Source organism: Bacillota bacterium (assembly GCA_029961055.1).
GTDB lineage: Bacteria > Bacillota > Sulfobacillia > JAIMAT01 > JAIMAT01 > JAIMAT01.
The window spans coordinates 122,880-145,577 of record JASBVM010000001.1; the positions used below are offsets into that span (position 1 = coordinate 122,880).

The window sequence follows — 22,698 nt, forward strand, 5'->3', positions numbered from 1 at the left end:
CGCATCTTTCGTCTGGGGGGATCGAGGTGGCGGACGGCGTGGTCGACCTGCGCAGCGACACGGTCACCCGGCCCACGCCGGCGATGCGGCAGGCGATGGCCTCTGCCGAGGTGGGCGACGACGTCTACGGCGAGGATCCCACCGTGCGGGCGCTGGAGGAGATGGGCGCCGCGCTGGTGGGCCAGGAGGCGGCGCTCTTCGTGCCCAGCGGCACCATGGGCAACCAGGTGGCGGTCCTGACCCACACGCAGCGCGGCGACGAGGTCTTCTGCGAGGCCGAGGCGCACATCTACTACTACGAGGTGGGCGACATCGCCGCCCTCTCGGGTGCGCAGGCGCACCCCATCCCGGGCGTCCGCGGCCGCTTCACCGCCGAGCAGCTGCGTCAGGCGGTCCGCCAGCCCGACATCCACTTCCCGCGCCCGCGGCTGGTCTGCCTGGAGAACACCCACAACCGCGCCGGCGGCACCGTCTGGCGCCCGGAGGAAGTCGACGCCGTGGTGGCGACCGCCCATGAGCTGGGCCTGGCGGTCCACCTGGACGGCGCCCGCCTCTTCAACGCGGCGGTCGCCCTGGGCGTGCCGGCCGAGCGGCTGGCCCGCGGCGCGGACAGCGTCATGTTCTGCCTCTCCAAGGGACTGGGCGCGCCGGTCGGCTCGCTCCTCTGCGGCCCCGCCGAGTGGATCGGGCGGGCGCGCAAGGAGAGGAAGCGCCTGGGCGGCGGCATGCGCCAGGCGGGCATCCTGGCGGCTGCCGGCATCTACGCCCTCCGGCACCACGTCGAGCGGCTGGCCGAGGACCACGCCAACGCGCGCTGGCTGGCCGAGCAGCTGGCGGACGTGCCGGGGCTCCGCGTCGATCCGGCCGCGGTGGAGACCAATATGGTGTTGGTGGGCGTGCCCGGCCCGGCCGTCGCCTTCTCCCAGGCGCTGCGCGAGCAGGGGGTGCTGGCCAACCCCTCCCGCCCGGACGCGCTCCGCCTGGTCACCCACCTGGACGTGGACCGCGCCGGCTGCCGGCGGGCGGTGGAGGCGTTCCGGACGGTGGCCCGCCAGCTGGCTGCCTGAGGCGGCCGGCGCGGCTGGCGGGAGCGGCGAGACGACCGACGGGGAAGGAGGCTCCAGCCGATGAGGGCGGGGATCGAGCGGAAGACGGAGATACCGGGGCCGCGGTCGCGCGAGATTCTGGCACGCCACGCCCGGGTCGTGCCGCGGGCGATGTCGGTGCTCCACCCGGTGGTGATCGAGAGCGCGCAGGGGGCGCTGGTCCGGGACGTGGACGGGAACGTCTTCCTCGACCTGACCGGCGGCGTGGGCGTCCTCAACGTGGGGCACGCCCGGCCCGAGGTGGTCGAGGCGGTCCACCGGCAGGCGGGGCGCTTCCTGCACACCGACTACACCGTGGTCCCCTACGAGCTCTACGTGACCGCGGCAGAGCGGCTCGGCGGCATGGTCCCGGTCGAGGGGCCGGTGAAGGTGGCCTTCTTCAACAGCGGCGCCGAGGCGGTGGAGAACGCGGTCAAGATCGCCAAGCGGGCGACCGGCCGGCACGAGCTGATCGCCTTCGAGGGCGCCTTCCACGGCCGGACGCTGGGCGCCCTGGCGCTCACCTCGAAGCCGCGCCCCTACCGGCACGGCATGGGGCCCTTCCCGGCCGGTGTCCATCGGCTTCCGTACGCCTACTGCTACCGCTGCCCGCTGGGGCTGGAGTACCCGGACTGCGGCGTCGCCTGCGCCGAGGCGCTGGAGCGCGGCTTCCACACACGCTACTCCGAGGACGAGGTGGCCGCCGTCGTCATCGAGCCCGTCCAGGGCGAGGGCGGCTTCGTCGTCCCGCCGGCGGAGTTCCTCCAGAGGGTGGAGGAGATCGCGCGGGAGCACGGCGTCCTCCTCATCGTCGACGAGGTGCAGACCGGCTTCGGCCGGACCGGGGCGCTCTTCGCCTCGGAGCGGCTGGGCATCCGGCCCGACCTGATCACCATGGCCAAGTCGATCGCCGGCGGGCTCCCGCTCTCCGGCGTCGCCGGCCGGGCCGAGCTGATGGACGCTCCCGAGGACGGCGAGCTCGGGGGCACCTACGTGGGCAACCCGCTGGCGCTGGCGGCGGCGCTGGAGATCCTGCGCCTGATGGAGGAGGAGCGGCTCCCGCAGCGCGCCGAGGCGATCGGGGCGCGGCTGGCCGAGGGGCTCCGCCTCCTCCAGGAGCGGCATCGTCTGATCGGCGACGTCCGCCGCCTGGGTGCCATGGTGGGCGTCGAGCTGGTTCGCGACCGGTCGACCAAGGAACCGGCCGACCGGGAGACCCGGGCGGTGGTGGCCGCCATGCGGCAGCGCGGGGTACTGGCGCTGACGGCGGGGATTTACGGGAACGTGCTCCGCTTCCTCAACCCGCTGGTGATCGAGGACGAGCAGCTGGAGGCGGCGCTGGAGGTCCTGGACGAGGCGCTGGGCGAGGTGGAGGCGGGCTCCTGAGCGGAGCCGGCGGGCCCGGCGCAGAAGGAGGCAGGAAGCCGCAGGTGAGCCTCTTCGACCAGATGGGCGAGGCCTTCCGGTCGGCCAACGCGCCGCTGGCCGACCGGATGCGGCCGCAGAGCCTGGAGGAGTTCGTCGGCCAGGAGGCGGTGATCGGACCGGGCCGGCTCCTCCGCCGGGCGATCGAGGCGGGGCGTGTGCCCAGCCTGCTGCTCTGGGGGCCGCCGGGAAGCGGGAAGACGACGCTGGCCCGGCTGATCGCCCGTTCCACCCGGGCCGCCTTCGTCCAGCTGAGCGCGGTCAGCGCCGGGGTCGCCGACCTCCGCCAGGTGGTGGCCGAGGCGCGCGAGCGCCAGCGGATGGAGCAGAGGAAGACCATCCTCTTCATCGACGAGATCCACCGCTTCAACAAGGCGCAGCAGGACGCCATCCTCCCCTACGTGGAGGACGGGACGCTCACGCTGATCGGGGCGACCACGGAGAACCCCTACTTCGAGGTGATCGCGCCGCTCCTCTCCCGCCTCCGCCTCTTCCGCCTCCAGCCGCTGGGCGAGGGGGAGCTGCGCACCCTCCTCCGGCGCGCCCTGGCCGACCCGGAGCGGGGATTGGGCCGGACCCGGGCCGAGGTGGACGAGGCGGCGCTCGACCACCTGGTCCGCATGGCCGCAGGCGACGCGCGGACGGCGCTCAACGCGCTCGAGCTGGCCGTGCTCAGCACCGAGCCCGGTCCGGACGGTGTCCGCCACGTGACCCTGGAGGCGGCGGAGGAGTCGATCCAGGCCAAGGCGCTCCGCTACGACCGCCTGGGCGACGAGCACTACGACACGGCCAGCGCCTTCATCAAGAGCATGCGCGGCTCCGACCCCGACGCCGCCCTCTACTGGATGGCGCGCATGATCGAGGCGGGCGAGGACCCGCGCTTCATCGCGCGGCGGCTGGTCATCCACGCCGCGGAGGACGTGGGGCTGGCCGACCCCATGGCCCTGGTGGTCGCCGCCTCCGCCTTCCAGGCGGCCGAGCTGGTGGGCTGGCCGGAGGGGCGGATCCCTCTGGCCGAGGCGGTGCTCTACGTGGCCACGGCACCCAAGTCGAACAGCGTGGTCCGCGCCATCGACGCGGCCCAGCGCTCGGTCCGCGAGGCGCCCGCGGGCGGGGTGCCGCTCCACCTCCGCTCCTCCGGCTACCGTGGCGCCGCCCGGCTCGGCCACGGCGAGGGCTACCGCTACCCGCACGACGACCCGCGCGGCTTCGTGGAGCAGCAGTACCTGCCCGACGGGGTGCAGGGCGGATTCTACGAGCCCGGGAAGCGCGGGTACGAACGCGAGGTGGCCAGACGGCTGGCGGGCTGGTGGCCGAAGCGGTGGCCGGGGGAGCCCGGGGCCGCGGGTGGGGGTGAGGCCGGAGGCGGCCAGGGGACCGGGTCAGGGTCCGGGTCGGCGGGCTGAGCCCGGGCGAGGGGCCCCCGCTGAGTCCGGGCCGCGGGATGCGGGCATGCGAGGATCTCCCGGGATGCACCGGCGCGATCGGATGGCAGGATGGCCTCGCCGCCGCCATGCCATCCGATCGTGCATCGGTCTTTGCCGGCTGCCCGGCGGCGGGCTCGCACCCCGGGGCGCCCCTCCCCGCCGCTCCGCACCGCGCCGCATCGCCGTTGACCGGCGGGAAGCCGGATGCTACCATGTGCCCTGGATAACCGACTGCTTTGCTCGGAATTCGGCATCGGCGTGCAGCGCCGAGCGGCGCCCGGTATCGGCGCGCAGCGACGGGCGGCGGGTTCGCGTTCCGCATCTCGGCGGGGGCACGCCGTCGCGCCGGTGGTGGCCGGTGGTGGTCCGTGAGCTGGGGGGCTGAAGCGTGAACATCTCGACACGCGGACGGTACGGCCTGATGGCCATGACCGAGCTGGCCTTGCGCTACGGCCAGGGCCCCGTACCCCTGAAGACGATCGCGGAAAGCCAGGGCCTGAGCGAGAGTTACCTGGAGCAGCTCTTCGCGGCGCTGAGGAAGGCGTCGCTGGTGCGCAGCGTGCGCGGCGCCCAGGGCGGGTACGAGCTGAGCCGGCCGCCGGAGACCATCAGCGTCGGCGACGTGCTCCGCGTCCTGGAGGGTCCCCTGGCGCCCGTGGAGTGCGCCATCCTGGAACGGGACGACTTCGCCCACTGCGGCAATCCGGACCGGTGCATGACCCGGAGCGTCTGGGTGCGGCTGCGGCAGAGCATCGAGAAGGTGGTCGACTCCATCAACCTGGCCAGCCTGTGCGAGGAAGCCCGCGACCAGAGCGCCCAGGGGCTCATGTACTACATCTGAGGGAGCGCGGCCACGGCTGGACGAGGCGGTCACGGCGCGACCCGGACGGGCGGGGGAGAGCGTGATCTACCTGGACTGGGCGGCCACCACGCCGATCCGGGAGGAGGTCCTGGAGGCGATGGTGGCCTTCGAGCGGGAGGCGTGGGCCAACCCGTCGAGCACCCACGCGGCCGGCCGCCAGGCCCGGAGCCGCCTGGAGGCGGCGCGGCGGGCGGTGCGCCGCTGGCTGGGGGCGGAGACGGGACGGATCGTCTTCACCTCGGGCGGCACCGAGGCCGACAACCTGGCGGTCTTCGGGCTGGCCGCGGCCGCCGAGGCGAGGGGGAGGCCGCGGCGGGCGGTGACCAGTGCCATCGAGCACCGCGCGGTCCTGGACGCCTTCCGCGAGCTGGAGCGGCGCGGCTGGGAGGTGACCTACCTGCCCGGCGACGGCCGAGGCCTGGTCCCGCCGGAGTCGCTGGAGGCGGCGCTGGAGGCGGAGCCCGGGCCCGCCTTCCTCAGCCTGATGTGGGCGAACAACGAGACGGGCGCCCTCCAGCCCGTGGTCGAGGCCGCCCGGCTGGCGCACCGGCGGGGCATCCCCGTCCACAGCGACGCGGTCCAGGCGGCACCGCTCCTGGAGCTGGGGCTGGACGCGCTGGGGCCGGACGGCCCGGACCTGGTGGCCGTCTCCGCGCACAAGCTGGGCGGGCCCAAGGGCGTCGGCGCGCTCTGGATCCGGGACGGGCTGGAGCTTTCCCCGCTCCTCTTCGGCGGCGGCCAGGAAGCGGAGCTCCGCCCGGGGACGGAGAACGCGGCCGGCATCGTCGGCTTCGGGCGGGCGGCGGAGCTGGCGGCGCGCGAGGCGGGGGCGGAGTGGGAGCGGCTGCGGCGGGTCGCCGGCCGCTTCCTGGGGGAGGTCCGGCGGCGGCTCCCGGACGCGGTGCTCAACGGGCCCGAGGAAGTCGGGCGGCGGGCGGGGGCGAGGCTTCCCTCCATCGTCAACCTGGGCTTCCCGGGGGTGCGCGCGGAGAGCCTCCTGATCCGCCTCGACCTGGCCGGGGTGGAGGCCTCGGCGGGGGCGGCCTGCTCGGCGGGGAGCCTGGAGCCGTCGCACGTGATCGCCGCCATGGGGAGGCCGGAGCTGGCCGGCGCCTCGCTCCGCTTCTCCTTCGGGCGGCTGAGCGACGAGGAGGAGGCGGCGGAGGCGGCCGCCATCGTGGCGCGCGAGGCGGGGGCGCTGAGGAGGTGAGCGGGGTGGCCGGCATGCGCGTGGTGGCCGCCATGAGCGGCGGCGTGGACAGCTCGGTGGCGGCGGCCTTGCTGGTGGAGCAGGGGTACGAGGTGATCGGCGTCACCCTGCAGATCTGGCAGGCGCGCGACCCGGGCGCGCAGGCGCGCCTGGGGGGGTGCTGCTCGCTGGGGGCGGTCTCGGACGCTCGCCGGGTGGCCGAGCTCCTGGGCATCCCCTACTACGTCCTCAACCTCCAGGAAGCCTTCCGGCGCTCGGTCATCGACGACTTCGTGCGCGAGTACGCGCGCGGCCGGACGCCCAACCCCTGCATCGTCTGCAACCGCGAGATCAAGTTCGCGGCGCTGCTGGAGCGGGCGCGGGAGCTGGGCGCCGACTACGTGGCCAGCGGCCACTACGCGCGCGTGGCCTGGGAGCCGGAGCGCCGCCGCTGGACGCTCCGCCGCGGGCGCGACCCGCGCAAGGACCAGAGTTACGTCCTCTACCCCCTGGGGCAGGAGCAGCTGGCGCACGTCCTCTTCCCCCTGGGCGAGATGGAGAAGGCGGAGACCCGCCGGCTGGCGGCCGAGCTGGGCCTGCCGGTGGCGAGCAAGCCGGAGAGCCAGGAGATCTGCTTCGTCCAGGACGACGACTACGCCGGCTTCCTGGAGCAGGAGATTCCCGACCGCTTCCGGCCCGGGCCCATCGTCGACCGTGCGGGGCGGCGGCTGGGGACGCACCGGGGCCTGCCGCGCTACACCGTGGGCCAGCGGCGCGGCCTCGGCGTCGCCGCCGGCGAGCCGCTCTACGTCCTGGAGGTGGACGCCGCGGCCAACCGGCTGGTGGTGGGGACGGCCCGGGAGGCGGAGCGAAGCCGCTTCGAGGTGGCGCCCGTCACCTGGGTCTCCGAGGCGCCACCCGCGGGCGACGCCTGGCAGGAGGCGACGGTCCAGATCCGCGCGCACGCCCCCGTCCGGCCCGTCCGCTACCGGCTCTCCCGGGAGGACCCGGACCGCCTGGAGCTGGAGCTGTTGCAGCCGGTCCGGGCGGTGACGCCCGGCCAGTCCGCCGTCCTCTACCGGGGCGACGAGGTGGTCGCCGGCGGGCCTATCCTGCGCGTCCTGGAGTAGACCGGCGTCCCCGGGGTCTGCGCCTGCGCCGCCCGTATAACTTCCTGCCTGCCTGCGAAACCTTTTCCAGGTGAGGCGTTCCGGAAGGGGAGCCGGGGGGTGGAGGATGGCGACGGCCACCTGGACCGGGGTGGTGGGCCTGCCGCTCATCGAGCGCCGCACGGGGCGGAGGCTCGGGGTGGTGGAGGACTTCCTGGTCAGCGCGCCCGACGGGCACGTGATGGGACTCCTGCTGGACGGTCGCGACCGGAACGGGAGGCAGCGCGTCTTCCCCTTCGAGGCCGTCGCCGAGATCGGCTCGGGGGCGATCCTGACGGAGGAGGCGGGGGCGCTCCTGCCGGTGCCCGACGGCCGGCGGCTGGGCGAGCTTCTGGCACGCCACCGGCGGCTGATCGGCAAGCCGGTGGTGGACGGCCATGGCGACGCCCTGGGCGGGATCGTGGACGTCGCGTTCGACGCCGGGAGCGGGCGGATCACCGCCATCGGCGTGGCCGACGGCCTCTGGCGCGAGCTGCGCGAGGGGCCGCGCTGGCTGCCGGCGGCGCAGGGGATCGTCTGGGGCGAGGATGCGGTGATCCTGGGCGGGGAGGAGCTTCGCGATCGCCGGCGGATCGCGGCGGTGGAACCCGGCGCAGGGGAGTTCGGGGAGGATGGATGATGAGGATGGATGACGCGGTGATCCGTTGCCCGCACTGCGGCAGCTCGAACGTGGGCAAGGTCGATCATCGGCACTACTTCTGCTGGGAGTGTTACGTGGAGTTCGTCCAGAGGGGCGGTCGCTGGCTCCTCTACCGCATCGACACGGAGGGCGCCCTGGAGCCGCTGGAGACGGCGGAGCTGGTGGAAGAGCGGCGCTAGGCGGGCGTGGAGGGCCGATCGGTATGGCGCACGCTGGCGTGGGCCGCCGCCGTCCTGGCGGCGGCCCTCGTTCTCTGGCGGGTGCGCCACGCGCTTCTGCCCTTCTTCCTGGGAGCGGCCCTGGCGTACGTGGTGGAGCCGGCGGTGGCCTGGTTCCACCGCCGCGGGTTGGGCCGGGGCTGGGCGCTGGTGCTGGTCTTCCTCCTGGGTGCGCTGGCCGCGGCCGCGGCGGTCGCCCTCCTGGTCGCGACGGCCGGCCCGGAGCTGAGCCAGCTCTCGCAGCGCCTGCCGGAGGCGGTCCAGCGCCTGCAGGGTCTGGGGGAGGAGGCCGCTCGGCGGCTCGCCCAGGCGGGGGTGCCGCCGTCGCTGCTGGAGTGGGGGCGGCGTCTCCTGCGCCGCGCCGGCGCCCACCTGGAAGAGGGCCTGACCCGGGGCCTGAGCGACTGGTCCGCCGCCGGCGAATGGGCGGGCTCGGTGCTGCTCAGCCCCGTGATCGCCTTCTACATCATCGCCGCCTGGCCGGACTGGCGGGAGAGCTTCTGGCGCCGGCTCCCGGCCGCCTACCGGCCGCCGGTCCAGCGCATGGCCTGGGCCGCCGACCGGGTGCTGGGCAGCTACCTGCGCGGGGAGCTATGGGTCTCGCTGGCCGTGGGCGCCGTCACCGCCGCCGCCTTCATGCTGGTGGGCACGCCCTTCGCGGTCCTGCTGGGGCTGCTGACGGCGCTGGGCGAGCTGATCCCGTACTTCGGCCCGCTGCTGGCGCTGGGGCCGGCGGCGGTGGCGGGCTTCCTCCGCTCCAACCAGACCGGGCTCCTGACGCTTCTGGCCTGGGTGGTCGTCCAGCAGCTGGAGTCGAGCGTGATCAGCCCCCGGCTCATCTCCGGCGGGCTCGGCCTCCATCCGCTGGCGGTCATCCTGGCGCTCCTGGTGGGCGAGTCGCTGGGCGGGATCCTGGGGCTCTTCCTGGCCGTCCCGCTCTTCGCCCTGGTCCGCGCGCTCCTGCCCGACCTGGTCCGGCTCGGCCGGGGCGCGCGTTGACCCTCCGCGCCCGGGACATCTAGTATTTGGTTTACCGGGCCTTGAGGAGGAAAAGCATGCGGTCGCTCAGTTCGTCCGAGATCCGGACACGCTTCCTTCGGTACTTCGCCGAGCGGGGCCACACGGTGGTCCCGAGCTCGCCCCTGGTGCCCCAGAACGATCCGACGCTCCTCTTCACCAACGCCGGCATGGTCCAGTTCAAGGACGTCTTCCTGGGCAACGCCCGGCTCCCCTTCCAGCGGGCGACGACGGCGCAGAAGTGCATGCGCGCCGGCGGGAAGCACAACGACCTGGAGAACGTGGGCAGGACGCCCCGGCACCACACCTTCTTCGAGATGCTGGGGAACTTCTCGTTCGGCGACTACTTCAAGGCGGACGCCATCCGCTTCGCCTGGGAGTTCCTCACCGGGGAGCTGGAGCTCGACCCCGAGCGCCTCTGGGTGACGATCTACGAGGAAGACGACGAGGCGGAGCAGCTCTGGCGCTCCGTCGCCGGCGTCCCCGCCGGGCGGATCGTCCGCCTGGGCGAGAAGGACAACTTCTGGGCCATGGGCGAGACCGGCCCCTGCGGGCCGTGCAGCGAGATCATCTACGACCGCGGCGAGGAGCACCGCTGCGACGCGCCGGTCTGCGGCATCGGCGCCTGCGACTGCGACCGCTGGCTGGAGGTCTGGAACCTGGTCTTCATGCAGTACGACCGCGACCAGGCCGGGGTGCTCCACCCGCTGCCCAAGCCCAGCATCGACACCGGCATGGGGCTCGAGCGGATCGCCTCCGTCCTCCAGGGCGTGGACTCCAACTTCGACACCGACCTCTTCCACCCCGTCGTCCGGCGGATCGAGGAGCTGACCGGGCGGCGCTACGACCGCGGCAGCGCCGGCTTCCCCTTCCGGGTGATCGCCGACCACGCCCGCGCCGGCGCCTTCCTGGTGGCCGACGGCGTCCTCCCCTCCAACGACGGGCGCGGCTACGTCCTCCGCCGCATCCTCCGGCGCGCCGCCCGCTTCGGCCGGGTGCTCGGCCTGGAGCGGCCCTTCCTGGGCGAGGTGGTGGAGAGCGTGGTGGCGGTGATGGGCGACGCCTACCCCGAGCTGCGCGAGCGCCAGGCCTTCATCCGCGACGTGATCCGCCGCGAGGAGGAGCGCTTCCAGCAGACGCTGGAGCAGGGGATGCGCGCCTTCGCCGACCTGGCCGAGAAGGCGCGCGCCGAGGGCCGGCACGAGCTGCGCGGCGAGGACGCCTTCCTTCTCTACGACACCTACGGCTTCCCGCTGGACCTGGCCCAGGACATGGCCGAGGAGGCGGGGCTGGCCATCGACCTGGCCGGCTTCCAGGCGGCGCTGGAGCGGCAGCGGGAGCGGGCGCGGGCCGACCGGGCCGCGCGCGGGCTGCGCGCGGGCGACGCGGTGGCGCAGCTGGTGGCCGACCTGCCGGCCACGCGCTTCCTGGGGTACGAGGGGACGGAGGGACGCGCGCGCGTCCTTGCCCTGGTCCTCCTGGACGAGACGCCGGCCCGGGTCGAGGAGGCCGAGGAGGGGAGCGAGGTCCGCCTGGTCCTGGACCAGACGCCCTTCTACGCCGAGGGCGGCGGCCAGGTGGGGGACACCGGCTGGCTCCTCTCGGACGAGGCGCGGGTCCGCATCACCGATACCCAGGAGGTGGGGCGCGGCATCCACCTCCACTTCGGCCGCGTCGAGGCGGGGACGCTCCGCGCCGGCGCCGAGGTGGAGGCGCGGGTGGACGCCGACCGCCGCCGCGCCATCATGCGGAACCACAGCGCCACGCACCTCCTGCACAAGGCGCTCAAGGAGATCCTGGGCGAGGAGGCGACCCAGGCGGGCTCCCTGGTGGCGCCCGACCGGCTCCGCTTCGACTTCACCCACGACGGCGCCCTGGACGAGGAGACGCTCCGCCGGGTGGAGGACCGGGTCAACCGGGTCATCCTGGAGGCGCTGCCCGCCACGGTCCAGGTGCTGCCGCTGGAGGAGGCGCGCAGGACGGGCGCGGTCGCCCTCTTCGGCGAGAAGTACGGCGAGCGCGTGCGCGTGGTCAGCATGGGCGACTACTCGAAGGAGCTCTGCGGCGGCACCCACGTCCACAACACCGCCGAGATCGGGGCCTTCAAGATCGTCGGCGAGTCGAGCATCGGCTCCAACCTCCGCCGCATCGAGGCGGTGACGGGGCTGGGCGTCGTCGAGGTCGCCCGCCTCCAGGAGAGCCGCCTCCGCCAGGCCGCCCAGATCCTGCGCGCGCCGGAGGAAGAGCTGGTCGCCCGCACGGCGGCGCTCAGCGAGGAGCTTCACACCGCCCAGCGGCGCATCCGCGAGCTGGAGGAGCGGCTCGCCCGGGTCGCGGCGGAGCGGCTCCTCGAGCGGGTGGAGACGGTGGCGGGCGTGCGCATCGTCCGCGGCGAGCTGGAGGGCGTGGGGCCCGAGGAGCTCCGCCAGGCCTCCGACTGGCTCCGGCAGAAGCTCGGCTCCGGCGTCGTCCTCCTGGCCACCCGCTCCGACGGCAAGATCCAGTTCGTCGCCGCCGTGACCGCGGATCTGGTGCAGCGGGGGGTCCACGCCGGCAAGATCGTCAGCGCGGCGGCCCGGGTGGCCGGCGGGGGCGGCGGCGGCCGCCCCGACCTGGCCCAGGCGGGCGGGCGGCGGCCCGAGCTCCTGGAGTCGGCCCTGTCGGCCGGCCTCGACGCCCTGCGCGAGCTGGCGGGCTAGAGGACGAGCGCGGGTGGCCCGCTTCCGCTCCGGTCCGGCGCGCAACGTGAAGAAGCGCCACCACGTGGTGCCGGGGCTGGAGCCGCTGGTCGACCGGATCGGCGCCGCGCCCGGCGTGGAGGCGGTCATCCCGGGGCGGATCCGGCCGCTGGAGCGGGGGGCGGCGCCCTCCGTCACCTACCAGTACCGGACGGAGAGCGGTTTCAAGCTCCTGGGCCGCGCCGGCGGCGCGGTCCAGGAGATCTTCGTGATCACGGGCAAGCCCGAGGAGGCGCTGCGCTGGTGCGTCGAGGCGGGGCTGGTCGAGCCCGTGCGAGGTGGGCGCGATGATCCCGGTCGGTGACGACGTCCGCTCCCGGCGCTTCCCCTGGGTGACGGTCCTGCTCGTGGTCGCCAACATCCTGATCTTCTTGCACGAGCTGGGCATGACGCCCGACCAGCTCGACCTCTTCTATGCCCGCTGGGGGCTGGTGCCGTCCCAGGTGACGGCCAGCTGGTCGCGGTACGGGCCGCTGGCTGCCGCCAGCTGGCAGCCGCTGGTGACCGCCATCTTCCTCCACGGCTCGTGGCTCCACGTGATCGGGAACATGATCTTCCTCTGGATCTTCGGGGACAACGTCGAGGACCTGATGGGCCACCTCCGCTTCATCGTCTTCTACCTCTTGACCGGCGTGATCGGCAACGTGGTCCAGACGCTCTTCTACCCCCACTCGGGGATCGTGGTCATCGGGGCCAGCGGCGCCATCGCCGGCGTCCTGGGCGCCTACCTGGTCAAATACCCCTGGGCGCGGGTGACCACGGTCATCCCCCTGGGCTTCTTCATCGTCCCGCTCCACATTCCGGCGGTGGTCTTCCTGGTCTTCTGGTTCGCGGTCCAGCTCCTCTCCGGCGCCGCCAGCCTGGGCGTGGAATACGCCTCCGGCGGGGTAGCCTACTGGGTGCACGTGGGCGGCTTCCTCGCCGGCGCGTCGCTGGTCTCGCTCTTCCAGACCGAGCGGACGCAGCCGTACACGAGAAGGTGAGGGCGGCTGGGACGGCTCCTGGGCCTGGATGTGGGCGAGCGGCGGATCGGCGTGGCCGTCAGCGACCCCCTGGGCTGGACGGCGCAGCCGGTCCGGACGGTGGAGCAGCGCCGCGGGGAGGCGGCCGCCCTGGCCGAGCTGGCGGCGCTCTGTCGCGAGCTCGGGGTGGAGCGGATCGTGGTCGGGCTTCCCCGCACGCTCCGCGGCGAGATCGGGCCGCAGGCGCTGCGCGTCCAGGGGTTCGCGCGGAGGCTCGGCGAGGCGACCGGCCTGCCGGTCGTCTTCGAGGACGAGCGGCTGACCACGGTGGAGGCGGAGCGCGCCATGCTCGAGGGCGATCTCTCCCGCCGGCGGCGGCGGCGGTCGCTCGACCGGACGGCCGCCGCGCTCATCCTCCAGTCCTATCTGGAGCGGCAGCGGCGGGGTCGAGAGGCCGGGCCCCCCGGTCGCGGCGACGACGAGCCCGGGCCGCGGGGCCCCGGCGCGGCAGGATGAGGCGAGCCCGGGCCTCGATTGACGCCCTCCGGGGTGGTGCCTACAATGACGGCGTGCTGGATGCGGTGGGGGAGCCCGCCGGGAGCGAGGTGAGTCCGCCATGGACGAGCAGGATCGGGAGGACCAGGATTTCGTGGTGTTGACAGACGAGAACGGCGAGGAGCACCGCTTCGAACTCCTCGACGTGATCAGCGTGGATGCGAACGAGTACGCCGTCCTGGCCGATCCTGAGTCGGAGTCCGAAGCCTTCGTCCTGCGCATCGACACCGACGCCGAGGGGAACGAGACCCTCAGCGAGGTCGAGGACGAAGAGGAGTGGAACCAGGTGGCGGCCGCCTGGGGGCGACTCCAGGACGAGGACTGGGACGAGGACGACGAGGACGACGAGGACGACGAGGACTGGGACGAGGAGTTCGACGCCGAGTACGAGGAAGAGGCGGGCGACGACCTCGACCAGGAGGACGAGGACGAGAAGCCCGAGCGCTGAAGCAGCCACCGGGCCCTGGGGCGGCGGCCCGCGCCGGCGGCGAGGAGCGCCGGGGCGGGCCGCCTCGTCTCTTCATGCATGGCCCGGACCGTAGAATGGGCAAGGAAGGATAGCGGAGGCGCCCGGGGGTGACCGCCATGAGCTTCAGCCTGTTCGACCTGTTCTGGCTCTTTCTGATCGCCGCCTCCTTCTCGCCCATGGTCCAGCAGTATCTGCGCGAGTCGCGCCGCATGGCCGTCATCCGGACGCTGGAGCGGCGGCGCCAGAGCCGCGTCGTCACGCTGATCCACCGGCAGGAGTCGCTGGCCTTCCTGGGCATCCCGATCAGCCGGTACATCGACATCGACGACTCCGAGGCGGTCCTCCGCGCCATCAAGCTGACGCCGGACGAGATGCCGCTGGACATCGTGATGCACACGCCGGGCGGCCTGGTGCTGGCCGCCGAGCAGATCGCCCACGCCCTCGTCCGGCGCAGCGGCCCCGTCACCGTCTTCATCCCGCACTACGCCATGAGCGGCGGCACCCTCCTGGCGCTGGCCGCCGACGAGATCGTGATGGACGAGAACGCCGTGCTCGGCCCGGTCGACCCGCAGATCGGCCAGTACGCCGCCGCCGACATCCTCAGGGTGCTCGACCTCAAGCCGCCGGCGGCCATCGACGACGAGACGCTGATCCGCGCCGAGGTGGCCAGGAAGGCGATGCGGCAGGTCTACGAGCTGGTGGTCGCCATCACCCGCGCCAACGGCATGGACGAGGAAGCCTCGCTCCGCGTCGCCCAGGCGCTGACCACCGGGCGCTGGACGCACGACTACCCCATCACCGTGGAGAAGGCGAAGGAGCTGGGGCTGCCCGTCCGGGTGGGGCTTCCTCCGGAGGTCTACGAGCTGATGGAGCTCTACCCGCAGCCGGCGCAGCGGCGCCCCTCGGTCCAGTACGTCCCCGTCCCCTACGAGCGCGAGCCGCGCCTGCCCCGCCGCGGCCGGTGAGGGAGTGCGGGGGCACTCCCCGCCGTGCCCGTGGAGATTCCCGCCGCACGGCTTCCGCGGTAGGATCGGCGTGGGTCGATGGCGAGACCCGCCACATGACGCGACGAGGTGAGCACCCACGCGCAGGAGGTTCCTTTGGGTCCCCGCCCTGGTGCTGCTGATCCTGGCGGCGGGCTGGATGGCGGAGACGCTGGGGCGGGCGCCGGGGAGCGGGCCGAGCCCCCGCCCGGCGCCGGCGGCCCGGACCCATCGCGGCCGGGACGGCCTCAGGGCGCGCGTCCCGGTGCCGGCGGCGCGGGTGGCCAAGGCCGGCTCCACCGCCCAGGAGGCGTGGATCCCGGTGCCGATCCTGATGTACCACGAGATCGGCACTCCCCCCGCCCGCGGGTGGGCGGGGCTCTACGTCAGCCCCGGGGCGTTCGCCCGGCAGATGGCCTACCTGTCGGCCAGCGGCTACCACCCCATCACCATGGACAGCTGGTACACCGACGTCCAGGAAGGGCGGATGCTCCCCTCCCGGCCGGTGGTGATCACCTTTGACGACGGCTACGCGGGCGTCTACCGGAACGCGCTCCCGATCCTGCGCCGCTACGGCTTCCCGGCCGTCCTCAACCTCCAGGTGGGCCTCGTGGGCCGGCCTGGCGCGCTCACCCTGGACCAGGTGAGGGAGCTGGCCGCCAACGGCTTCGAGATCGACGCCCACACCGTCACCCACCCCGACCTGACCCGGGTCCGGGCGACGACGCTCACCCGGGAGCTGGCGGGCTCGCGGCAGTGGATCCGCGAGCGCCTGGGCCTGCCGGCCCGCTTCTTCGCCTACCCCTCCGGGCGGTATGACGCCCGGGTGGAGGCGGCTGTCCAGGCGGCGGGCTTCCTGGGGGCGGAGACGACGGTCTGGGGCGTGGCGGTGCCGGCGCGGTCGGGGTGGTATACGCTCCCCCGCATCCGGGTGAGCGGCATGGAGAGCCTGGCCACCTTCCGCGACGCGCTCGAGCGGGCGCCGGCCTGGCCGCTCCGCAGCGAGCAGAGCGGGGCGGGACGGGGCGGGGCGCGCACGCTTCGCGGCGGCGTCCCGGGGGCGCTCCGGCGGGTGGCGGCCTGCGCACCGGTGGCGCTCCTCTACCATGACGTCCTGGCCGATCGGGCGGATCGCGGGCCGCTCCTCCGCGACGGCGCCATCGTCGACCGGAGCCAGTTCCAGGCGGAGATGGCCTGGCTCGCCCGGAGCGGCCGGCCGGTGGAGACGGTCCGGCAGTTCCTGGCCGCGCCCCGGCCGTGCGCCGTCCTGATCACCTTCGACGACGGCTATCCCGGCCTGGTGACGGAGGCGCTGCCGGTCCTGGAGGCCTATCACCTCCACGCCACGCTCTTCCTGCTGGGCGGGACGGTGGGCCGGCCGGGCTACCTCTCGCAGGGGCAGCTGGACGAGCTGGTCGCCTCCGGCCTCTTCGACGTGGAGGCGCACACCTTCGCGGCCCACGACCCCTCGCCGGGCCACCCGGCCTTCTGGCAGATGACGCCCGCCCAGTTCCAGGCGGATCAGCAGCAGGAGCTGGCGCTCTTCGGCCGGTTCCGCCTGCCGGCGCCGCTGGCCCTGGCCTATCCGCACGGGCGGCCGAATCCGCGCCTGATCCCCCTGCTGGCGGCCGCCGGCTACCGCGCCGCCTTCACGGTGGTGCCGGGCTGGCTCGGAGCGGGCGAGAACCGCTGGTTCCTCCCCCGCTGGACGGTCTGGCCGGACTGGCCGCTGGCGAGCCTGGAGGCGGCGGTGGCGGGGCCGCACAGGCCCGTCGCCGGCGGCGCGGCCGCCTCTCCGTGGACGGAACGGACGGCGCCTCGCGGGCGGGCCGCGCCCCATGACGCCCCGGCGCACGGCCACGCCTCCCCGCGGCCGGCGGCGGGTTCGAAGGTATGAACGATCTGTTCCACCTGGCACTCCCCTGGTGGAACCTGGCGCTGCGCGCGGCGCTGGTCTACCTCCTGCTGCTCCTGGGCTTCCGGCTGATGGGAAAGCGCGAGGTGGGCCAGTTCACCCTCTTCGACCTGGTGGTGGTTCTGCTCGTCTCCAACGCGGTTCAGCCCGCCATCACCGGACCCGACGTCTCCCTGGCCGGCGGCGTGGTGATCGTCGTCACCCTGCTGGGTGTCAACGCGCTGGTGGCTCAGCTCCGGCTGCGCAGCCCCCTGGTCAGGGGGTTGATGGAGGGTCACGCCACCGTCATCGCCCGGGACGGCCACTGGCTCGAGGAGGCGCTCCGGCGCGAGGGGCTGAGCGAGGAGGACTGCCTGATGGCCATGCGGGAGCACGGCGTGACCGACGTGAAGGAAGTCCGCCTGGCCATCCTGGAGACCGACGGCACCATCAGCATCCTGACGGCGGACCAGCCGCTCCGGCGGAGCCGGCGAAAGGTGCGGAGCCGCCGGGCGGGCCTGCTCTGACCCGTCCCCGCACAACGGGCGCCGTTTCCACATAGGCTGCAAGGCACGGCAAGACGGCGCGGCGTGCGAGGTGGAAGCATGGGTTGGACCTGGCTGGCGCTCCTGGCCGCGGGCATCGCGCGGTTCCTCTTCCTCCTGGTCGGCTACGTCTCCGGCGGAGGGGGCTCCTTCCCGCAGCCGCTCTCGCCCGAGGAAGAGGCCGACTGCCTGCGGCGGATGGGCGAGGGCGACGCCGCGGCGCGCGCCCGGCTGATCGAGCACAACCTCCGCCTGGTGGCCCACCTGGCCAAGAAGTTCGAGACCACCGGCGAGGAGTCCGACGACCTCATCTCCGTGGGCACCATCGGGCTGATCAAGGGCATCGAGACCTACGACGCCTCCAAGGGCACCAAGCTGGCAACCTATGCCGCGCGGTGCATCGAAAACGAGAATCCCATGACATCGCCCCCCGCCAGCGCCTCAGCCTTCTTCGCCACCGTCCGGTTCGCCGTCTCCTCCGCCTTCCTGTCCCGAGCCGGTCGCCTGGCTCCAGTCCCCCTCCTGGCCCGGCTCCGAACCGGCCTGGGAGGGGTCCATGCCGCCCGAACCCGGGATGCAGATCACCTGGCCGACCTGGAGGTTGTAGGGGTTGATGCCCGGGTTGAGCGCCAGGATCGCGGCCACGGTGGTGCCGAAGCGCTGCGCCAGCAGGAAGAGCGTGTCACCCGGCCGGATCGTGTACGGGAAGCTTCCCGGCGGGCAGACGCGTCCCGGCGGGGTCGGGATGCAGATCACCTGGCCGACCTGGAGGTTGTAGGGGTTGATGCCCGGGTTGAGCGCCAGGATCGCGGCCACGGTGGTGCCGAAGCGCTGCGCCAGCAGGAAGAGCGTGTCACCCGGCCGGATCGTGTACGGGAAGCTTCCCGGCGGGCAGACGCGTCCCGGCGGGGTCGGGATGCAGATCACCTGGCCGACCTGGAGGTTGTAGGGGTTGATGCCCGGGTTGAGCGCCAGGATCGCGGCCACGGTGGTGCCGAAGCGCTGCGCCAGCAGGAAGAGCGTGTCACCCGGCCGGATCGTGTACGGGAAGCTTCCCGGCGGGCAGACGCGTCCCGGCGGGGTCGGGATGCAGATCACCTGGCCGACCTGGAGGTTGTAGGGGTTGATGCCCGGGTTGAGCGCCAGGATCGCGGCCACGGTGGTGCCGAAGCGCTGCGCCAGCAGGAAGAGCGTGTCGCCGGGCCGGATGGTGTAGGCGAAGCTGCCCGGTGGGCACGGCGGCATGTGCATGGGGGTCGACATGGATCCACCTCCTTGGCGTCCTCGTGCCTGTCTATGAAGCGCGGCGCGGACTGGTGCCGGCCAGTGAAGCGGGGATGGGGGCGGCGGAGGCGGGCGCTGGATGCGGAGCGCCGGCTGAACGAGCTGGAGGCGGAACGGGAGGAGGCGCTCGAGGGCGCCGGCTGAGGGCGGCGCCCTCCACCCCGGCTTCTCCACCTCCCGCCCCGCCGGACCTTCCTCAGGCGCCGCCGCCTCCCCCGCCCGTCCAGCGGGCGAGCGACCAGCCCAGCAGCGCCCCGCCCAGGGCGTCCCAGAGCCAGTGCCCGCCCGTGGCCACCACGGCCAGGGCCCCCAGGAAGGCCAGCCAGGCCGCCGCGCGGTCGCCCCGCCCCGGCCGGCGGCCGCCGCCGGAGGCGAGGAGCCAGCCGGCGAAGGTGATCCGCGCGACGTGCCCGCTGGGGAAGGTCCCGCGGAAGAGCGCCAGGCCGACGTGCGCGGGCGAGGGGCTGAGGAAGCCGAGCCATTCCCGGAGCCAGGGCCAGGTGACGGGCTGGAGGGGCGGGGAGGGGGTGGGCAGGAGCGCCTTCAGGAGCGCCTCCACCGTCACGACGCCCAGGAAGCCCGCCCCCACCCGCCACGCGCGCCCGCGCCCCCTCCCCGCGGCCAGGAGCGCCAGGAGACCGGTCAGGATCGGCGACCCCGCCAGCCAGACCAGCTGGAGCGGCGCCCGAAGGCCGGCGGGCAGCGCGACCAGCACGGCCGTCACCTCGCGGTTCAGCCGTCCGACCGGGGGCGTCAGGGCGAGGCCGCCCAGCAGGAGCAGCAGGAGGAGCGCCGCGGTCCCCCGGAGCGCGCGCCTCCCCCTGCCCGTCCCCGTCTCTTCCGGTCGCTGTGCGGACCGGGAAGAAGCAGCATCCCGGCGGTGACCTGGTCTCGCCATGGCGCCACTATAGCCTGGCACCCCCGCCGGCCCAAGGGACCAGGAGCCCTCTCCCGGCGCCGCGAATCGGGGAGGGGGAGGTGGCGTTCCATCATCGACGTCGACGAGCCCTTCACGCAGCGGACCGGGTCGGGGGAGCCGCTCTGGGAGCCGGGGATCCAGGACGTCTTCCTGGCGAGGAAGCGGATCGCGCCCTACCTCGCGCCCACGCCGCTCCTGAGGCCTCCGGCGCTCGACCGGCGGACCGGCGCGGAGGTCTACCTGAAGTGCGAGAACCTCCAGCCCACCGGCGCCTTCAAGGTCCGCGGCGGCGTCAACCTGGTGGCGGCCGAGCGGGAGGAAGGCAAGATCGGGCCGGCGGGCCTCGCCGCCGCCTCCACCGGCAACCACGGCCAGTCCATCGCCTACGCGGGCCGTCTCTTCGGCCTGCCGGTCACCGTCTTCGGGCCCGAGGGGCTCAACCCGCTGAAGCGGGAGGCGATCCGCGCCTGGGGCGCCGAGGTGCGCGAGGTGGGGCGGGACTTCGACGAGGCGCGGGAGGCCTGCGAGGCCTACGCGCGTGAGACGGGCGCCCGCTACGTCCACTCCATGAACGAGCCGCTGCTGGTGGCGGGGGTGGCCACCGCCTACCTGGAGGCGCTGCTGGAGGTGCCGGACGCGGACTTCCTCTTCGTCCCCATCGGGGGCGGGTCGGGCGCCTCGGGCGCGGCCATCGTGGCGCGCGCGCTCAACCCGCGCATGCGCGTGATCGGCGTCCAGGCCGAAGGGGCGCCCGCGGTCTACCGCTCCTTCCGCTCGGGCCGGCTGGAGTCGACGCCGGAGGCGGCCACCCGCGCCGAGGGCCTGGCCACCCGCGTCGCCTTCGAGCTGCCGCTCCGGCTTCTCCGCCGTCACCTCGACGACATCGTGCTGGTCAGCGACGCGGCCATGCTGGAGGCGATCCGGCTCCTGGCGGAGACGGCCCACCTGGTGGCGGAGGAGGCGGGCGCGGCCGCGCTGGCGGCGGCTCTCGCGCTGCGCGAGGAGATCCGCGGGCGAAAGGTGATCCTGCCGGTCACGGGCGGAAACGCCACGGCCGGGCAGCTGGCCGAGGCGCTGGCGCAAGAGTGAACAGGGAGGCGGAGTCCGGGGGACCGGTGTGAGGGAGAGTCCGGTGGGTCTCCCGCCAGAGGGGGCGGCGGTCCGGCGGCTCCGCCGCCCCGGGTATCTTCCGGGAGCCGGCCTGCCGGAAGGGTTTGGCAGGCCACGGGACTGCCGGTATGCCTCCGGGCGCCGAAGGTACCGGCTACGGGATACGGTCGACAACCGACGATGCAGCCCCAGAACCGGTCCCTACCCCCCGTGCGCCGCCGCCGGGAGACGGCCCGCGTTTTCGGAGATGGTGGCGACGCTGGCGCCGCCCTTGCTCCCGTCCGCCCCCCCTCCCGCTGCTCTCAGATCACCCGGGCCGGCGCCGCCTCCTCCGCGGTCCCTGCCGCTTCCACGGGGCGCTTGACCAGGCCGACGATCAGCGCCGTCACCACGGTGCCGATCACGATGCTCAGGGCGTAGAGACCCAGATGGGTGACCACGTTCGGGATCGGCAGCACGAAGATCCCGCCATGCGGGGCACGAAGCTGGACGTGGAAGAGCATGCTGAGCGCCCCGGTCAGGGCGGAGCCGGCCATGAGGCTGGGGATGACACGGAAGGGGTCGGCCGCCGCGAACGGGATGGCGCCCTCGGTGATGAAGGAGATGCCCAGCACCCAGGCGGCGCGTCCCGCTTCCTTCTCCTGCGGGGTGAAGCGCCGGGGGAAGAGCTGCGTCGCCAGCGCCAGCCCCAGCGGCGGCGTCATGCCCGCCGCCATCACCGCCGCCATCGGCTCGTAGACGCCCGAGCCCAGGAGCGCCACGCCGAAGGTGTAGGCCGCCTTGTTGACCGGCCCGCCCATGTCGAAGGCCATCATGGCGCCCATCACCAGGCCGAGGACGACGGCGCTGCCCGTGCTCAGCGTGCGGAGCCAGTGGGTCAGCCCGTCCATCGCCGCGCGGACGGGGACGCCGACGACATAGATCATGGCCAGGCCGACCACCAGCGAGGAGAGCAGCGGCACGATCAGGATCGGTTTCAGCCCTTCCAGGCCTTTGGGCAGGCGGATGGCACGGACCAGCCAAGCGGCCAGATAACCGGCGAGGAAGCCGGCGACGATCCCGCCCAGGAAGCCCGCCCCGGTCTGCGCGGCGAGGATGCCTCCGATCATACCTGGCGCGAGGCCCGGCCGGTCGGCGATGGAGTAGGCGATGTAACCGGCGAGGATCGGCACCATCAGCGCGAAGGCGGCCTGGCCGCCGATCTGCATGAGGGCGGCGGGCAGGCTTCCTTTCACGTCGGCGGCGTGGATGCCGAAGGCGAAGGAGATCGCGATCAGGATGCCGCCCGCCACCACGAACGGGATCATATAGGAGACGCCGGTCAGGAGGTGGCGGTAGGCGCCGGTCTGGGCGAGGCTCCGCCGTCGCTCCTCCTTCCCCGCCTCCACCTGCCGGAGGTAGTCGAGACCTTCCGCCGTCCGGCGGGCATCACCCGAGGAAGCGGGGGCCGCCGCCCGCCGGAGCGCTTCCTGGATCAGCTTCTCGGCGCCGTGGATGGCGTCACCGGTTCCGGCGCGGATAATGGGCTTGCCGGCGAAGCGGGCTTCGTCTACCCCCGTGTCGGCGGCGATGATCACGGCCTGGGCGGCCGCCACGTCCGCCTCGGTCAACCGGTTCTCCGCGCCGACGCTCCCCTCGGTCTCGACCTTGATCTCCACGCCCGCGGCCTCGGCCGCGCGGCTGAGCGCCTCGGCGGCCATGTAGGTGTGGGCGATGCCCGTCGGGCAGGCCGTCACCGCCACCAGTCGCTGCTTGGCCATGGGAATCCTCCCTTCGTTCCGTACCGGATCAGGTCGCCGCCAGCCTCTCCCGGAGCAGCTCCGCAAGCGCCCCAGCCGTGGCGGCGCCTGCCAGCCGCAGGCGGAAGCCGGGATCCATCAGCGAGCGCGCCAGTGCCGCAAGGATGCGCAGGTGCTTGTCGTCCGCCCCCCGCGGCACCGCGATCAGGAAGAGCTGCGTCACCCGGTCGACGCCGCCGTCGAAGCCCGGCCACTCGATCCCCCGCGCGCTCCGCCCGAAGGCGAGGCCTGCGCGCCGTACATGCGCCGACTTGGCGTGGGGGATGGCGATGCCGTGGCCCATGCTGGTGCTCACCTCGGCCTCCCGCGCCAGCACGTCCCGGGTGAAGCCCTCCACGTCGTCCAGCCGCCCGTCGGCCAGGAGGCGGCCCGCCAGCTCGCGGATCGCCTCCGCCCGGCCGGCCGCCT

22 protein-coding genes and 1 pseudogene are annotated in these 22,698 nt (G+C 73.8%); 19 read left to right on the forward strand and 4 right to left on the reverse strand.

Features of this window, described 5'->3' with window-relative positions:
* The first annotated feature begins 26 nt into the window (after window positions 1-26).
* The 18 genes and pseudogenes from ltaE to QJR14_00635 all read left to right on the forward strand — a co-directional run bounded on the left by ltaE (window position 27) and on the right by QJR14_00635 (window position 17,589).
* Complete coding sequence (gene ltaE / locus QJR14_00550; GenBank protein ID MDI3316117.1) at window positions 27-1,067, forward strand: low-specificity L-threonine aldolase; 1,041 nt, start codon at window positions 27-29, stop codon at window positions 1,065-1,067.
* 60 nt (window positions 1,068-1,127) lie between these two features.
* Complete coding sequence (gabT, locus tag QJR14_00555; protein ID MDI3316118.1) at window positions 1,128-2,471, forward strand: 4-aminobutyrate--2-oxoglutarate transaminase; 1,344 nt, start codon at window positions 1,128-1,130, stop codon at window positions 2,469-2,471.
* Between the two features lie 62 nt (window positions 2,472-2,533).
* The gene (locus tag QJR14_00560) at window positions 2,534-3,916 is read left to right on the forward strand and encodes a replication-associated recombination protein A (GenBank protein MDI3316119.1); all 1,383 of its coding nucleotides are present in this window, start codon (window positions 2,534-2,536) and stop codon (window positions 3,914-3,916) included.
* A 409-nt stretch (window positions 3,917-4,325) separates the two neighbouring features.
* Window positions 4,326-4,778 (forward strand): Rrf2 family transcriptional regulator, encoded by a 453-nt coding sequence (locus QJR14_00565; protein MDI3316120.1) that lies wholly within the window; start codon window positions 4,326-4,328, stop codon window positions 4,776-4,778.
* Window positions 4,779-4,839: 61 nt separating this feature from the next.
* On the forward strand, window positions 4,840-6,009 hold the full coding sequence (locus QJR14_00570) for a cysteine desulfurase family protein (GenBank protein ID MDI3316121.1): 1,170 nt from the start codon (window positions 4,840-4,842) through the stop codon (window positions 6,007-6,009).
* Between the two features lie 14 nt (window positions 6,010-6,023).
* Window positions 6,024-7,118 (forward strand): tRNA 2-thiouridine(34) synthase MnmA, encoded by a 1,095-nt coding sequence (mnmA, locus tag QJR14_00575; protein ID MDI3316122.1) that lies wholly within the window; start codon window positions 6,024-6,026, stop codon window positions 7,116-7,118.
* A 106-nt stretch (window positions 7,119-7,224) separates the two neighbouring features.
* Window positions 7,225-7,776 carry a PRC-barrel domain-containing protein gene (locus QJR14_00580; GenBank protein MDI3316123.1) on the forward strand — a complete coding sequence of 184 codons (552 nt, stop codon included), beginning with the start codon at window positions 7,225-7,227 and terminating at the stop codon, window positions 7,774-7,776.
* A complete protein-coding gene (locus QJR14_00585; GenBank protein MDI3316124.1) occupies window positions 7,776-7,976 on the forward strand; it encodes a hypothetical protein in 201 nt (66 codons plus the stop codon). Before QJR14_00580 ends, QJR14_00585 begins: the two co-directional genes overlap by 1 nt.
* Window positions 7,977-7,982: 6 nt before the next feature.
* Window positions 7,983-9,014, forward strand: a complete 1,032-nt coding sequence (locus QJR14_00590; GenBank protein ID MDI3316125.1) for an AI-2E family transporter — start codon at window positions 7,983-7,985, stop codon at window positions 9,012-9,014.
* Window positions 9,015-9,070: 56 nt separating this feature from the next.
* The gene (gene alaS / locus QJR14_00595) at window positions 9,071-11,731 is read left to right on the forward strand and encodes an alanine--tRNA ligase (protein ID MDI3316126.1); all 2,661 of its coding nucleotides are present in this window, start codon (window positions 9,071-9,073) and stop codon (window positions 11,729-11,731) included.
* Window positions 11,732-11,744: 13 nt separating this feature from the next.
* Complete coding sequence (locus QJR14_00600) at window positions 11,745-12,074, forward strand: DUF2103 domain-containing protein (GenBank protein MDI3316127.1); 330 nt, start codon at window positions 11,745-11,747, stop codon at window positions 12,072-12,074.
* Window positions 12,058-12,753 (forward strand): rhomboid family intramembrane serine protease, encoded by a 696-nt coding sequence (locus tag QJR14_00605; protein ID MDI3316128.1) that lies wholly within the window; start codon window positions 12,058-12,060, stop codon window positions 12,751-12,753. Before QJR14_00600 ends, QJR14_00605 begins: the two co-directional genes overlap by 17 nt.
* A gap of 6 nt (window positions 12,754-12,759) precedes the next feature.
* Window positions 12,760-13,248 carry a Holliday junction resolvase RuvX gene (ruvX, locus tag QJR14_00610; GenBank protein ID MDI3316129.1) on the forward strand — a complete coding sequence of 163 codons (489 nt, stop codon included), beginning with the start codon at window positions 12,760-12,762 and terminating at the stop codon, window positions 13,246-13,248.
* 100 nt (window positions 13,249-13,348) lie between these two features.
* Entirely contained in the window at window positions 13,349-13,735 is a 387-nt protein-coding gene (locus QJR14_00615; GenBank protein MDI3316130.1) for a DUF1292 domain-containing protein, read from the forward strand.
* A 137-nt stretch (window positions 13,736-13,872) separates the two neighbouring features.
* Window positions 13,873-14,721, forward strand: a complete 849-nt coding sequence (locus QJR14_00620) for a hypothetical protein (GenBank protein ID MDI3316131.1) — start codon at window positions 13,873-13,875, stop codon at window positions 14,719-14,721.
* 151 nt (window positions 14,722-14,872) lie between these two features.
* Window positions 14,873-16,636, forward strand: a complete 1,764-nt coding sequence (locus tag QJR14_00625) for a polysaccharide deacetylase family protein (GenBank protein MDI3316132.1) — start codon at window positions 14,873-14,875, stop codon at window positions 16,634-16,636.
* Window positions 16,633-17,160: a DUF421 domain-containing protein gene (locus QJR14_00630; protein MDI3316133.1), complete on the forward strand. Its 528-nt coding sequence runs from the start codon at window positions 16,633-16,635 to the stop codon at window positions 17,158-17,160. Before QJR14_00625 ends, QJR14_00630 begins: the two co-directional genes overlap by 4 nt.
* 78 nt (window positions 17,161-17,238) lie before the next feature.
* Window positions 17,239-17,589: pseudogene (locus tag QJR14_00635) on the forward strand (sigma factor).
* A 30-nt stretch (window positions 17,590-17,619) separates the two neighbouring features.
* On the opposite strand, the gene QJR14_00640 reads toward QJR14_00635, so the two are convergent.
* Both QJR14_00640 and QJR14_00645 read right to left on the reverse strand, forming a co-directional pair.
* Window positions 17,620-18,441, reverse strand: coding sequence for a LysM domain-containing protein (locus QJR14_00640; GenBank protein ID MDI3316134.1), 822 nt, complete (start codon window positions 18,439-18,441; stop codon window positions 17,620-17,622).
* Window positions 18,442-18,658: 217 nt separating this feature from the next.
* The gene (locus tag QJR14_00645) at window positions 18,659-19,177 is read right to left on the reverse strand and encodes a phosphatase PAP2 family protein (protein MDI3316135.1); all 519 of its coding nucleotides are present in this window, start codon (window positions 19,175-19,177) and stop codon (window positions 18,659-18,661) included.
* 165 nt (window positions 19,178-19,342) lie between these two features.
* On the opposite strand from QJR14_00645, the gene QJR14_00650 reads away from it, so the two are divergent.
* Window positions 19,343-20,470 carry a pyridoxal-phosphate dependent enzyme gene (locus QJR14_00650; protein ID MDI3316136.1) on the forward strand — a complete coding sequence of 376 codons (1,128 nt, stop codon included), beginning with the start codon at window positions 19,343-19,345 and terminating at the stop codon, window positions 20,468-20,470.
* Between the two features lie 323 nt (window positions 20,471-20,793).
* On the opposite strand, the gene QJR14_00655 is transcribed toward QJR14_00650, so the two are convergent.
* Both QJR14_00655 and QJR14_00660 read right to left on the reverse strand, forming a co-directional pair.
* A complete protein-coding gene (locus tag QJR14_00655; GenBank protein MDI3316137.1) occupies window positions 20,794-22,251 on the reverse strand; it encodes a fructose-specific PTS transporter subunit EIIC in 1,458 nt (485 codons plus the stop codon).
* Window positions 22,252-22,279: 28 nt separating this feature from the next.
* Window positions 22,280-22,698 (reverse strand): PTS sugar transporter subunit IIA (locus tag QJR14_00660; protein MDI3316138.1); only part of this gene is annotated, 419 nt, incomplete at its 5' end.

Coding starts and splice junctions, on each gene's coding strand:
- QJR14_00640 (MDI3316134.1), bottom strand. CDS start 18,441: ATGTCGACCCCCATGCACATGCCGCCGTGCCCACCGGGCAGCTTCGCC.
- alaS (MDI3316126.1), top strand. CDS start 9,071: ATGCGGTCGCTCAGTTCGTCCGAGATCCGGACACGCTTCCTTCGGTAC.
- QJR14_00620 (MDI3316131.1), top strand. CDS start 13,873: ATGAGCTTCAGCCTGTTCGACCTGTTCTGGCTCTTTCTGATCGCCGCC.
- QJR14_00585 (MDI3316124.1), top strand. CDS start 7,776: ATGAGGATGGATGACGCGGTGATCCGTTGCCCGCACTGCGGCAGCTCG.
- QJR14_00615 (MDI3316130.1), top strand. CDS start 13,349: ATGGACGAGCAGGATCGGGAGGACCAGGATTTCGTGGTGTTGACAGAC.
- QJR14_00655 (MDI3316137.1), bottom strand. CDS start 22,251: ATGGCCAAGCAGCGACTGGTGGCGGTGACGGCCTGCCCGACGGGCATC.
- QJR14_00560 (MDI3316119.1), top strand. CDS start 2,534: ATGGGCGAGGCCTTCCGGTCGGCCAACGCGCCGCTGGCCGACCGGATG.
- mnmA (MDI3316122.1), top strand. CDS start 6,024: ATGCGCGTGGTGGCCGCCATGAGCGGCGGCGTGGACAGCTCGGTGGCG.
- QJR14_00630 (MDI3316133.1), top strand. CDS start 16,633: ATGAACGATCTGTTCCACCTGGCACTCCCCTGGTGGAACCTGGCGCTG.
- QJR14_00605 (MDI3316128.1), top strand. CDS start 12,058: ATGATCCCGGTCGGTGACGACGTCCGCTCCCGGCGCTTCCCCTGGGTG.
- QJR14_00580 (MDI3316123.1), top strand. CDS start 7,225: ATGGCGACGGCCACCTGGACCGGGGTGGTGGGCCTGCCGCTCATCGAG.
- gabT (MDI3316118.1), top strand. CDS start 1,128: ATGAGGGCGGGGATCGAGCGGAAGACGGAGATACCGGGGCCGCGGTCG.